This is a genomic window from Ferdinandcohnia salidurans (assembly GCF_042680725.1).
GTDB lineage: Bacteria > Bacillota > Bacilli > Bacillales > Bacillaceae_L > Ferdinandcohnia > Ferdinandcohnia salidurans.
The window spans coordinates 44,602-57,171 of the sequence record NZ_JBHUEK010000031.1 but is presented as its reverse complement, the minus strand read 5'-3'; the positions used below and the strand labels follow the sequence as shown (position 1 = coordinate 57,171).

The 12,570-nt window shown below is 37.0% G+C and carries 10 protein-coding genes; 1 reads left to right on the top strand and 9 read right to left on the bottom strand.

What is annotated here, in order from left to right; translation table 11 throughout:
* Positions 1–188: 188 nt before the first annotated feature.
* Positions 189–674 (top strand): LiaI-LiaF-like domain-containing protein, encoded by a 486-nt coding sequence (locus ACFSFW_RS20815; protein ID WP_388041071.1) that lies wholly within the window; start codon positions 189–191, stop codon positions 672–674.
* 104 nt (positions 675–778) lie between these two features.
* Here ACFSFW_RS20815 and ACFSFW_RS20810 read toward each other — a convergent pair whose 3' ends face one another.
* The 9 genes from ACFSFW_RS20810 to ACFSFW_RS20770 form a co-directional block, all read right to left on the bottom strand.
* Positions 779–1,501, bottom strand: coding sequence for an amino acid ABC transporter ATP-binding protein (locus ACFSFW_RS20810; RefSeq protein WP_388041404.1), 723 nt, complete (start codon positions 1,499–1,501; stop codon positions 779–781).
* Positions 1,502–1,532: 31 nt separating this feature from the next.
* Complete coding sequence (locus ACFSFW_RS20805) at positions 1,533–2,195, bottom strand: amino acid ABC transporter permease (RefSeq protein ID WP_099352087.1); 663 nt, start codon at positions 2,193–2,195, stop codon at positions 1,533–1,535.
* Between the two features lie 84 nt (positions 2,196–2,279).
* Positions 2,280–3,029: a transporter substrate-binding domain-containing protein gene (locus ACFSFW_RS20800; protein WP_388041402.1), complete on the bottom strand. Its 750-nt coding sequence runs from the start codon at positions 3,027–3,029 to the stop codon at positions 2,280–2,282.
* A 235-nt stretch (positions 3,030–3,264) separates the two neighbouring features.
* Positions 3,265–3,861 (bottom strand): ribosome biogenesis GTP-binding protein YihA/YsxC, encoded by a 597-nt coding sequence (yihA, locus tag ACFSFW_RS20795; RefSeq protein ID WP_388041068.1) that lies wholly within the window; start codon positions 3,859–3,861, stop codon positions 3,265–3,267.
* Positions 3,858–6,182, bottom strand: coding sequence for an endopeptidase La (gene lon / locus ACFSFW_RS20790; RefSeq protein WP_388041065.1), 2,325 nt, complete (start codon positions 6,180–6,182; stop codon positions 3,858–3,860). Before lon ends, yihA begins: the two co-directional genes overlap by 4 nt.
* Before the next feature lie 172 nt (positions 6,183–6,354).
* The gene (gene lonB, locus ACFSFW_RS20785) at positions 6,355–8,034 is read right to left on the bottom strand and encodes an ATP-dependent protease LonB (protein ID WP_388041064.1); all 1,680 of its coding nucleotides are present in this window, start codon (positions 8,032–8,034) and stop codon (positions 6,355–6,357) included.
* Between the two features lie 218 nt (positions 8,035–8,252).
* The gene (gene clpX / locus ACFSFW_RS20780; RefSeq protein WP_099352083.1) at positions 8,253–9,515 is read right to left on the bottom strand and encodes an ATP-dependent protease ATP-binding subunit ClpX; all 1,263 of its coding nucleotides are present in this window, start codon (positions 9,513–9,515) and stop codon (positions 8,253–8,255) included.
* Between the two features lie 517 nt (positions 9,516–10,032).
* Positions 10,033–11,319: a trigger factor gene (tig, locus tag ACFSFW_RS20775; RefSeq protein ID WP_388041061.1), complete on the bottom strand. Its 1,287-nt coding sequence runs from the start codon at positions 11,317–11,319 to the stop codon at positions 10,033–10,035.
* Positions 11,320–11,524: 205 nt separating this feature from the next.
* Positions 11,525–12,556: a tetratricopeptide repeat protein gene (locus ACFSFW_RS20770; protein ID WP_388041058.1), complete on the bottom strand. Its 1,032-nt coding sequence runs from the start codon at positions 12,554–12,556 to the stop codon at positions 11,525–11,527.
* Between the last annotated feature and the right edge of the window lie 14 nt (positions 12,557–12,570).

Below are 12,570 nucleotides of genomic sequence, written 5' to 3'. Positions count from 1 at the left end.
TATTATACCATGTATGATGTTACGGATTGTCGAAAAATGTGTGAACAGTTTTTGACAACCTATGCTAAGATAAATTTATAATAAATAATAATTATAAAGGCATTTATATATGTTTTAATCATCTTGACTTCAATCGTTACATTAACAAAAAAGTAGTGTCAAATCAAGTTAATAGCACGGGGGATCATATGAAAAAAAATAATATCTTTTCTGGCATCATCCTTTTAGGGATTGGTTGCTATCTCTTACTGCAACAGCTGGGCATACCAGTATTTACTAACTTCTATTCTTGGCAAACACTCATCATCATTGTCGGGATTGCCTTTCTCGTTCAAGCTTATGTTGAAAACAATCCAGGTAGTATCTTACCTGGAATAATTCTGGTTGGATTTGGATTCCATTTTCACAGTCTCAACCAACTTAGCTTTTGGCCAAAACAGCCGGGTACCTTGCTTCTTATTGTTGGACTCGGAATGCTATTTACATATTTTAAAACGAAAAATGGGTTAATCCCTAGTATTGTTCTATTATTTGTTTCATTATTGTTTCTAAACTATAGCCGATTTATGGGCTGGTTAAGCTTATTTGAAGGTGGCTTTTCATTTATTTTGAACTATTGGCCCCTCCTTGTGATTGGAATCGGCTTTTATTTATTATTCATTAAGAAAAAGTAAATTATACCAAAACGCAAATTGCCCACGAAGAACCTTTTCTCGTGGGTTTTTTATGAAAAAAAATAGCATCTCAAAGTTTGTCTTTGAGATACGTAGCTTTCTCGTTAAAGAATAGAGTTTAGAAAGTCCTTCGTTCGTTGTTCTTTCGGATTTTCGAATATATCCTTAGGCTTTCCGACTTCAACAATTTTTCCATCATGCATATAGATAACTCGATCAGCAACCTCTCTAGCGAATCCCATTTCATGTGTAACCACAACCATGGTCATTCCTTCATGTGCTAATTGCTTCATTGTATTTAAAACCTCGCCGACTAATTCCGGGTCAAGGGCAGATGTTGGTTCATCGAATAACATGATCTCGGGTTTCATTGCCAATGCTCGAGCAATGGCAACACGTTGCTTTTGTCCACCTGACAATTTTGACGGATACACATTCATTTTATCCGCCAATCCTACTTTTGCAAGAAGCTCCTTTGCCTGCTCAATGGCCTCTTGCTTTGGCATTCTTTTAACCTGTGTGGGCGCTTCTATCACATTCTGAAGAACTGTCATATGTGGAAATAGATTAAAATGTTGAAAAACCATACCAACTCTTTGCCGTATTTCATTTAGGTTATGGCTAGTAGACTCTATTTTTTCATCATTTATGATGATTTCTCCACTCTCTTTTATTTCTAAAAAATTCAAACAACGTAGCAATGTACTTTTGCCAGACCCACTTGCTCCAATTAAACAAACAACCTCACTTTCTTGTACGTTCATGTTAATATTTTTTAACACATGTAATTCTCCGAATGATTTATTTAAGTCGACAACTTTTATCATATCCTTCTTTCGCAACTCACTTCACCTTCCCTTATTTATCGCTTGCGGCCAATTTTTTCTCGAGCATTCCAACTAAAATAGTAAATATCAAGACGAGAATTAAATAATAAATCGCAACGATAAGTAAATATGTCATATAATCAAAATTGTTAGAGCCCAATGTTGTTGATACATTAAAGAGTTCGTTTAAACCAATAAATGCGGCTAGTGAAGAGTCCTTTAATCCAATAATAAATTGATTTCCAAGGGGTGGTATTGCTCTTCGGAACGCTTGAGGAAGGATAATTCTTCGCATCGTCAAAATTCTGCTCATTCCTAATGATTGTCCTGCTTCCATTTGACCATTATCAATGGATTGAATGGCTCCTCTAAAAATTTCTGCAATATATGCTCCATTATGAAATGCCAATCCCAGCGTTACGGACCAAAACATCGATATATCTAAAGCAGACAAACCAAAATAAAAGACAAAGATCTGAACGATTAAAGGGGTTCCTCTTACCAAATAAATATACAAATCTGCAATCTTGACGAGGATGGTTTTCCCTGAAATTTTTAAAAATGCAAAAAGTAAACCAATAAATACAGCGATGAAAATAGCAACGATTGTTACTTGTAATGTAAGAAGCATCCCTTTTAAAAACACAGGATACGAATCAATCAACTGTTCTATGATATGACTAAATTCAGGCAATTACCTTCAACTCCTTATTCAAAAGTACTTATTAGAAAAAGAAACGAATGCGTAAGAAAGTCACATTCGTTTCTAAGATGATACCTATTCTTCTGGATTCGTTGTGATATCTTCTTTAAAGTATTTTTCACTAATTTTCTTTAAGGTTCCGTCTTCTCTTAATTTATCCAGTGCTTCATTTATTTTCTTCAATAGCTCTTCATTGTCCTTCGCCACTGCTACGGCCTGCTCACTTAAACCAAGTATATCTTTTCCTTCAATTTCGATACCGTTTCCAATTGCTTCTTTTCCCGTTAAAAAGTCAGTAATAACCGCATCATGCTTTCCGATTGCTAAAGCTTCCAATGCTGTAACATCACTGTCGTATTGAACGACGTTGTCAGTTACCTCTTGAGCTGTTTTTGCATAAGTAGAACCTTTTGAAACAGCAATTTCCAAACCTTTCAGATCATCTAGGCTCACTACATCACTGTCTGGTCTTACGAAGATCTGAGGTCCTGAATAGTAATAAGGTGTTGAAAAATTCACATGCTCTGCACGTTCAGCTGTAATCGTATGACTTGCAACGGCCGCATCAAAACGTCCTGTTTTCACACCCTCTACAATACTGTTAAATTTAAACCTTTTTTGATCGGGTTCTAAACCTAACTCTTTTGCAATCGCTTCTGCGACTTCAATATCGAAGCCAGTCATAACACCATCTCCATCTGTTACACTAAATGGATTGTATTCTCCAGATGAAGCAAACGTAAATTTTCCGTCCTCAACTAATTTCATCCCAGTTGAAGATGACTTTTCACTTCCACAAGCACTCAAAACACCAACAGTCAACATCAGAACTAAAAAAGAAACGAGTCTCCTTTTCACTTTTGTTTCCCCCTTTTTTACTTTTACTTGCTAACATAATTCGCCTAGTAAAGTGTACCTAACATTTCTTCTATCTTATTAGGCCAATCCCTTGCATATAACCGAATCGGTAAAATCGCCTTTATATCTCCCCAATTCTTCATAATTTCCTTCGTTTCGCCAAGCTTGGTTTTTTACTCAAAAAACAGCTAAAGCATATGCTTTAGCTGTTTTTTTCATTCATATAAGATTGTAGGACGGTCCAGGCCTGTTCTTTTCCTAAACCTGTTTCTGATGAGAATTTGATGATATGGTCATCAGGCTCAAGTTCTAATGTTTCGCGAACGACCTTTAGATGTTTATCCCATTTTCCTTTTGGAATTTTATCTGCCTTTGTTGCAATGACGACAACAGGGAGTTCGTAATGTTTCGCAAAATCATACATTAACACATCATCATTGGTTGGAGGGTGACGTAAATCAACAATCAAAACAACTGCTTTAAGCTGTTCACGTGTCGTTAAATACTTCTCAATCATTTTCCCCCATGCCGCTCTTTCTGTTTTTGAAACCTTAGCATACCCGTATCCTGGAACATCCACAAAGTGCAATAATTCATTAATCAGGTAAAAGTTTAAGGTTTGCGTCTTTCCAGGCTTTGATGATGTACGTGCCAACGCTTTACGATTAATCATTTTATTAATAAACGAAGATTTTCCAACATTCGAACGTCCGGCCAGCGCAAATTCAGGAAGATCTCCTTCTGGGTATTGTTCTGGCTTTACAGCACTTATAACGATTTCTGCACTTGTAACTTTCATTTTTTCTCCTCTAATAACGCATGTTTTAATACTTCATCTAAATGTGATACCGGAATAAATTCGACATCATCTCTTACACTGTCAGGGATGTCTTCTAGATCCTTTTCATTTTCCTTTGGAAATAAAATCTTCGTTAAACCGGCACGATGGGCACTTAATGATTTTTCTTTTAAACCACCTATCGGGAGAACTCGGCCTCTTAAAGTAATTTCACCAGTCATCCCAACTTCCTTGCGAACAGCTCTGCCAGTTAAAGCAGAAATTAGTGCCGTTGCGATTGTAATCCCAGCTGAAGGACCATCCTTTGGAACAGCACCTTCTGGAACGTGAATATGGATATCATTTTTTTCATTAAAATCCGGATCGATTTTTAATTCTTGTGCTTTTGATCTAATATAACTAAAAGCAGCTTGAGCAGACTCCTTCATTACATCCCCTAGCTTACCAGTGAGGACAAGCTTTCCTTTACCAGGTGCTAGCGAAACTTCGATAGAAAGGGTGTCCCCACCGAAAGCTGTATACGCAAGTCCAGTAGCAACTCCAACCTGGTCTTCAAGTTCTGCTTGGCCATAACGGAATATCGGCTTCCCTAAGAATTCAACTACATTTTTATCGGTAATGACAACGCGTTTCTTTTCACCAGAAACAATTATCTTAGCTACCTTACGACAAATTTTCGCTATTTGACGCTCAAGACTACGGACTCCCGCTTCTCTTGTGTAATGACGAATAATATTCAAAAGAGCATCTTCTCTTATTTGCAATTTACCTTTTGTTAAACCATGCTCTTCAAGTTGTTTTGGCAATAAATGATCTTTGGCGATATGAACTTTTTCAAGCTCTGTATAGCCAGCGATTGTAATAATTTCCATTCGGTCCCGAAGTGGTCCTGGAATGGTTGCCAAGTTATTTGCAGTAGCAATGAACATGACCTTCGATAAATCGTAAGGCTCTTCAATAAAATGATCACTGAAGTTGAAGTTCTGCTCAGGATCCAATACTTCAAGCATCGCTGCAGAAGGGTCACCTCTAAAATCATTGGACATTTTATCAATTTCATCTAATAAAAAGACTGGATTGATTGTGCCGGCCTTTTTCATTCCTTGGATAATACGTCCTGGCATTGCACCTACATATGTTCTACGGTGCCCTCTGATTTCTGATTCATCACGAACACCACCAAGTGAAATTCGCACAAAATTTCTACCAAGTGATTTTGCCACTGATTTTGCTAACGATGTTTTACCAACTCCCGGAGGTCCCGCTAAACATAGAATCGGCCCTTTTAAAGAGTTTGTTAATTGTTGAACAGCTAAATATTCAAGTACTCTTTCTTTTACCTTATCGAGCCCAAAATGGTCTTTTTCAAGGATTTCCTCTGCATGGTGAATATCTAGTCGATCTTCCGTTGCATTTGTCCATGGCAACGACAACAGCCATTCAATATAGTTCCGTATCACAGCGCTCTCTGCCGAAGTTTGTGGGATTTTTTCGTAACGGTCAAGTTCTTTCAATGCGACTTTCTTGAAATGCTCAGGCATTCCTGCTGCTTCAATCTTATCCTTGAGTGTAGTGACCTCACCTGTTTTTCCCTCTTTATCTCCTAATTCCTTTTGAATGGCTTTCATTTGTTCACGAAGATAGTATTCCTTCTGAGTTCTTTCCATGGAACGCTTAACACGTTGACCAATTTTCTTTTCAAGACTTAAGACTTCTTTTTCATTATTGATGATGGTAATGACCTTGTTCATTCGTGCACGAACATCAATCGTTTCAAGAATTTCTTGTTTTTCTTTTAGTTTGAGAGGGATATGGGAGGCAATGATATCTGCCATTCGACCTGGTTCCTCAATATCTGTAACAGACGTATATGTTTCAGTCGATATCTTTTTAGAAAGCTTTATGTACTGTTCGAAATACTCAAGCATCATTCGCATGAGTGCTTCTGATTCAACATCCTTTGTTTCGTCTTCCTCAAAGGTTTTTACTTTAACCGAATAATAAGTTTCGTTGTCATAGATTTCTTTTATTTCCGCGCGATGAAGTCCTTCAACCAATACACGTATTGTTCCATTTGGTAATTTAAGCATTTGTTTTACTTGCGTTAATGTTCCTATGTTATAAATATCATCCTCTGTAGGATCGTCAATAGCCACATCTTTTTGGGTTGTTAAAAAAATGATATGGTCTTCTACCATTGCTTTTTCCAATGCTTGCACTGATTTTTCACGGCCAACATCTAGGTGCAAAACCATAGTTGGATAGACAAGCAATCCGCGAAGTGGTAAAAGAGGAACAATGATTTCTTTTTTTCTTGTCATTGCATACACCTCAAAATTGAATATAGTTCTTAAATGTAAATTTTATCTTATTTGATAGCTAGTGTCTATTTTGGAGGTTTTTTCATTTTATATTAAAGATGAAAAACATAAAAAGACTTCGACGTTCTTTTTATAGTATGTCGAAGTCTTTCTATTTTAAACTGTTTTACATTTAGACAGATTCTGTTTTTGAAAAGTTAGTTGAAGCTGGAATGATTGATTGCTTGGATTGCTTTTGCCGTTCAGGAGTTTCAATCGCAATCTCAAAGACTTCCTCCAAATTGGTAACTGGAATAATTTCAATTCCCTCGATTTCCTTTAAGATCGATTGCATATTTTCTTGAGGAATGATGACCCTGTTCGCTCCAGCTTGTTTTGCTGCTTTTATTTTTGGTACGACTCCACCGATTGGTTTTACATTCCCATGAATGCTGATTTCACCTGTCATGGCAACTTTATGATCGACCGGGAACTTATGGATGGCTGAAAAGATACCAGTGGCCATCGCAATCCCTGCAGAAGGTCCGTCAATTGGAATCCCTCCAGGGAAATTAACATGAATGTCGTAGTCATGTGCAGGAACGCCCATTGAACGTAGCACGGTAATGACATTTTCAATAGAGCCCTTCGCCATACTTTTTCTTCGAACCGACTTTCCGCGGTCCCCAATACTTTCTTCTTCAACAATACCAGTTATATTAATCGTGCCTTTATCTTTAGCAGGAATAACAGTAACCTCGATTTCTAACAACGCTCCGGTGTTTGGTCCATATACAGCTAAGCCATTAACAAGACCCACCCTTGCACTTGGATATATCTTCTTATCATATCGCGGTGTTAACTGACTTGAATGAAGCACCCACTCTATATCTTCATCCTTAATAAAATCTCGGTCCTCTGAAATTGCGATTCCAGCGGCGATTTGAACCATATTTACTACCTCACGTCCATTTCTAGCATAAGAGGCAAGTGTAGCAATTCCCTTTTCAGTCGCCTGCATTTTTACTTTCTCAAGTGCTTTTCTTGTTACAATCGCTAATTCATCCTGATCTAAATCACGGAAAAACACCTCTAAGCAACGCGAACGAATCGCTGGCGGTATTTCATTAGGGGTACGTGTCGTAGCACCAATCATTCGAAAATCAGCTGGTAACCCATTCTTAAAAATATCATGAATATGTGTAGGGATTTGTGTATTTTCTTCACTATAATAAGCACTTTCAAGAAATACTTTGCGATCCTCTAAAACCTTTAACATTTTATTCATTTGAATGTGATGAAGCTCTCCAATTTCATCAATGAATAATACGCCTCCATGTGCATGTGTCACCGCCCCCGGTTTTGGCTGAGGTATACCCGCTTGACCCATCGCACCTGCTCCTTGATAAATCGGATCATGAACAGAGCCAATTAAAGGATCGGCTATTCCACGTTCATCAAATCGTGCAGTTGTCGCGTCTAATTCTACAAAAACAGCTGATTGCTTAAAAGGAGACTTTGCATTGCGTTTTGCTTCCTCCATTACAAGACGTGCTGCCGCTGTTTTACCTACTCCAGGTGGTCCATAAATAATGACGTGCTGAGGATTTGGTCCACAAAGCGCTGCTTTTAAGGATTTGATTCCATCCTCTTGTCCAACAATATCTGAAAAACTAGTTGGTCTTACTCGCTCAGCTAGAGGTTCTGTTAAGGAAATGGACCTCATTTTACGGAGTTGTTCCATTTCTTTTCTAGACTCTTTATCTATAGATACCTTTTGAGTTCGCTGGTTTTTAAGGAGATTCCAAAAGTAAAGCCCGATGATCACTCCAAAAAATAGCTGTACGAATAAAACAATACCTGTCCAACTCATATTATTCCTCCTGCTCGCAAAGATAGACTACTATCTGCTATTATCTCCTGAGTAAAGGTGGAATAAACCAAATTTGACGGATTTTTGACTAATCTATTTGAATAAATGCGAGAGTTTTTCGTCAAAATACTGCCTGAATCAAATTCTAACGACGATACTTTTTAGCAAAAACGCACAAAAATCCCGAGGTATATTCAACCTCGGGATTTTTATTATTATTATGCGGAGATTTCTGTGTTTTCAACAACCGTTCCATCATCCAATAGAAGCTTTGGAGATGTATTTTTTGATACAGTTTCCGCTGTGATGATACATTTTTTAATATCGTCTCTTGATGGAAGATCAAACATCACATCAAGCATAATACCTTCGATAATGGAGCGTAAACCACGTGCTCCTGTTTTACGTTCAATTGCCTTTTTCGCAATTTCCTTAAGAGCATCCTCTTCGAAATCTAACTCGACTTCATCTAGCTCAAGCATTTTTTGATATTGCTTAACTAAAGCATTTTTTGGTTTCGTTAGAATTTCTACCAACGCGTCCTCATCTAATGGTTCAAGGCTCGCAATAACTGGGAGACGGCCAATAAATTCAGGAATTAAGCCAAACTTTAGTAAGTCTTCTGGTAAAGATCTAGAAAGTAGTGATTTTTGGTCTAATTCTTCTTCAACAACGTTAGAACCAAATCCAATTACTTTTTTACCAAGACGGCGCTTAATGATTTGTTCAATTCCATCAAAAGCTCCACCACAAATAAATAGGATATTTGAAGTGTCAATTTGAATAAATTCTTGATGAGGGTGCTTTCTTCCACCTTGTGGAGGTACACTTGCCACTGTGCCTTCAAGAATTTTTAATAGTGCTTGCTGTACACCTTCACCCGAAACATCACGTGTAATTGACGGATTTTCAGATTTACGTGCTACTTTATCAATTTCATCGATATAAATAATACCTTTTTCAGCTTTCTCTACATCATAATCAGCCGCTTGAATAAGTTTTAATAGAATATTTTCTACGTCTTCCCCAACATATCCAGCTTCTGTTAATGAAGTTGCATCCGCAATCGCAAACGGTACATTTAGAATACGAGCCAAAGTTTGCGCTAACAATGTCTTACCACTACCTGTTGGCCCAATCATACAAATATTACTTTTCGATAATTCAACATCATCAATTTTGCTGTTTGAATTAATACGCTTATAGTGGTTATATACAGCGACAGCTAATGACTTTTTCGCTGCATCTTGACCAATCACATATTCATCTAGGATTTCTCTTATTTCTTTTGGTTTAGGTACATCTTTAAATTCAACTTCTTCCTCTGTACCTAATTCCTCTTCTACGATTTCAGTACATAATTCAATACATTCATCGCATATATAAACGCCAGGACCTGCAACTAACTTTCGAACTTGATCTTGCGTTTTTCCGCAAAAAGAACACTTAAGTTGCCCTTTTTCATCATTAAATTTAAACATCATGTCACCCCTTATTTGTTTCTTTCTCTCTACAATAAGCCCCGTATCTATTGACATAGGCAATCTTGTTTGAACTTCGGCCTCTTTACCGTCAGTTCCATTATCTAATTATGTAATGCACATTGTACCATATTTCTTCCTCAGAATGGTAATAATAACTCTCGCGCTCATTATGTATGTATGTGTGGTCTTAAAAAACAACTAATGGAATATGTGCTGACATCGCCCCTCCTTTTTAGTGTTCCCATATTCTTTAGAATAAAACTACTACCAAATGCTTATTGTAAGGTAGTTCAAAAAGTGCGGTGAATATGACGCATCGAATTTCCGCGTTGGCTTACTTCTCCGGTCCTCACGTATTAACTGCATACGCTCCGGTCCTCAAAGCTGCGCCGCCTTGAAATTCTTGGTCCTCTTCATCCTCCTTTTTGAACAAGCATTCATATGTACAACTTTTTAGTTTTGGGTATAAAACAAGGCACGATCATATCGCGCCTTGATATTCCCTTATTTATTATTATGCAACACTTTTGCTATTTTCTACAAGAAAATCGATTGCTTTTCTAATTTTTAAATCTTCTGTAATTCCATCTAAGCCACCAAGCATTGACTTAATCTCATCAGCAGAAACACCGTACATTGTAGCCATATTTTCTAATTCTGCACTGATTTCCTCTTCTGACACTTCGATGTTTTCAGCTTTTGCGATCGCTTCTAAAGTTAAGTTAACACGAACGCGCTTGCCAGCATCTTCTTTCATTTGTTCACGTAAAGCATTTTCGTCTTGACCAGAGAATTGGAAGTATAGGTCAAGGTTCATGCCTTGCATTTGTAAACGTTGTTCAAATTCACGTAGCATGCGGTCTAATTCAGTATTAACCATTGCCTCTGGAATATCGATTTCAGCATTCTCTGATGCTTTTTCGATTAATGTATCTTTAAGGCTGTTTTCAGCGTCACGCTTCTTAGTCTCTTCTAAACGAGTTCTAGTTTTAGCTTTTAATTCATCTAATGTTTCAACTTCATCGTCTACATCTTTTGCAAACTCATCATCAAGCTCAGGAAGTTCTTTTGCTTTGATTTCGTGAACTTTTACTTTGAAAGTTGCTGGCTTACCTGCTAGGTTTTCAGCATGGTATTCTTCAGGGAAATTAACTTCAACGTCTTTCTCTTCACCTGTAGCAATACCAACTAATTGTTCTTCGAATCCAGGAATGAATGAGCCTGAACCAATTTCTAATGAATAGTTCTCAGCTTTTCCACCTTCGAATGCTTCTCCATCAACGAAACCTTCGAAATCAATTACAACAGTGTCGCCATTTTCTACAGTACCTTCTTCTTTAACAACAAGTTCTGCATTGCGCTCTTGTAATTGTTTGATTTCTGCATCAACTTCTTCGTCAGTAACAGTATCTTCAAGTTTTTCAACTTCTAGACCTTTGTAGTCACCAAGTTTAACTTCTGGCTTAACAGTTACTTTTGCAGTGAAGATAAGGTTTTTACCTTTTTCGATTTGTTCAACGTCAACTTCTGGACGATCAACTGGCTCAATACCAGTTTCTTTAATTGCATTTTCATATGCATCTGGAAGAAGAATATCTAATGCATCTTGGTATAGTGATTCAACACCAAAACGCTTTTCGAACATTCCACGAGGCATTTTACCTTTACGGAATCCTGGTACGTTAACTTGCTTTACTACCTTTTTAAAAGCTTCGTCAAGTCCTTGGTTAAATGTTTCTGCGTCAACCTCTACAGTTAAGACACCTTGGTTTCCTTCTAATTTTTCAAACTTTGCGGACATAATTCTTTCCCTCCAACTATCTATTTACTAACTATTTTTTCCGATATGTAAATTTCATAACTATTACCATATGTCGGTAAACTAGCATTTTACAACCATTACATTATAACATAGAATAGGCACCTTTCAACATATAGAATATTTTTATATTGTTAGAAAGTTTAACCAACTAATCGAAATTATAATATCTTCTTTTACCATTTTTTTATTCTATATACGAAAAACGCTCTACCTTTTCTAGCTTATCTAGAGCATGTTTTAGTTCAAATAAACTTATCCCGTAGATTTGCTCTAGTGTTCGATTCTCAATTTCCATTCCGTGTAGTTCAGCACTATATAAATGGAGAGCGGCAGCATACGTCGATGGGTTCTCATCATCCAATGTAAAAGGATAAAGTACAAAAAGATGCTGAAGCCAAATCTCTTTTGCTGTTTCATATAGAGTCGGATTCTCATTTTGCAATTGCTCCTCTAAGATCGATAGAACCTCAATTGTAAATGAAGACATTGACGGGTCTATTAACTTTGAAGGGATAACTTTAATTGTTTCCCCTAGCTTCTCAACCTCTATCTCACCATCTATCTGATTTATTGCAAGTAACTGCAATATCATCGTTTTTACAACTGGATGCTTTTTAGGATTAGCTAAAAATGGAGCCAGCATATCAAGGTATTTCCGTATATTGAGTTCCTTCATGGATTGTATGGCCGCAATTTGATTCCCGATCATTTCCTCATTATATAAAACATGTTGTAGATGTTCCAAAACATCCTCATTCGTGTTCTCAGCTTCACTTTCCACCTTATCATCTGAATAAAGCATTCTTTTACTCAGTTCTAAGAGCTGAGTCAGATTGTCTAAATACTCGGGAGGAACTGAATCTTCATCAAGCACAGCCTCTATTGTTGTTTTTACTTCATTATATTGTCCGAGTTGGATGAGAATTGTTAAATAGATTTGAAGGACATGAAAATAGTCCCCAACATCTTCCTTCATCATAACTAAACAATTTTCTTTTGCTTGCTCTAATTCTCCTAATTCAAAAAGACAGATGACAATCCCAAGCTCAATTTCATGATTGCCCTCTTCAAGTTCCTGTGCTTGTGATAATAATGTTAGAGCTTCTTTAAATTTTTTATTGGTTAATGCCTCAAGACCTTTGTCCATTAATCTTTCCTTTAGATGAGGAAAGGGAACAACTTTATCATGCTTCTTACCTTTAAACTTATTTTCCATAGAGTTTTTCCAAC

Bases quoted from the DNA above. Each gene is read 5' to 3' on its own strand.
- lonB (WP_388041064.1), bottom strand. From the start codon at position 8,034: ATGAGTTGGACAGGTATTGTTTTATTCGTACAGCTATTTTTTGGAGTG.
- ACFSFW_RS20800 (WP_388041402.1), bottom strand. From the start codon at position 3,029: ATGTTGACTGTTGGTGTTTTGAGTGCTTGTGGAAGTGAAAAGTCATCT.
- lon (WP_388041065.1), bottom strand. From the start codon at position 6,182: ATGACAAGAAAAAAAGAAATCATTGTTCCTCTTTTACCACTTCGCGGA.
- ACFSFW_RS20770 (WP_388041058.1), bottom strand. From the start codon at position 12,556: ATGGAAAATAAGTTTAAAGGTAAGAAGCATGATAAAGTTGTTCCCTTT.
- clpX (WP_099352083.1), bottom strand. From the start codon at position 9,515: ATGTTTAAATTTAATGATGAAAAAGGGCAACTTAAGTGTTCTTTTTGC.
- tig (WP_388041061.1), bottom strand. From the start codon at position 11,319: ATGTCCGCAAAGTTTGAAAAATTAGAAGGAAACCAAGGTGTCTTAACT.
- yihA (WP_388041068.1), bottom strand. From the start codon at position 3,861: ATGAAAGTTACAAGTGCAGAAATCGTTATAAGTGCTGTAAAGCCAGAA.
- ACFSFW_RS20815 (WP_388041071.1), top strand. From the start codon at position 189: ATGAAAAAAAATAATATCTTTTCTGGCATCATCCTTTTAGGGATTGGT.
- ACFSFW_RS20810 (WP_388041404.1), bottom strand. From the start codon at position 1,501: ATGATAAAAGTTGTCGACTTAAATAAATCATTCGGAGAATTACATGTG.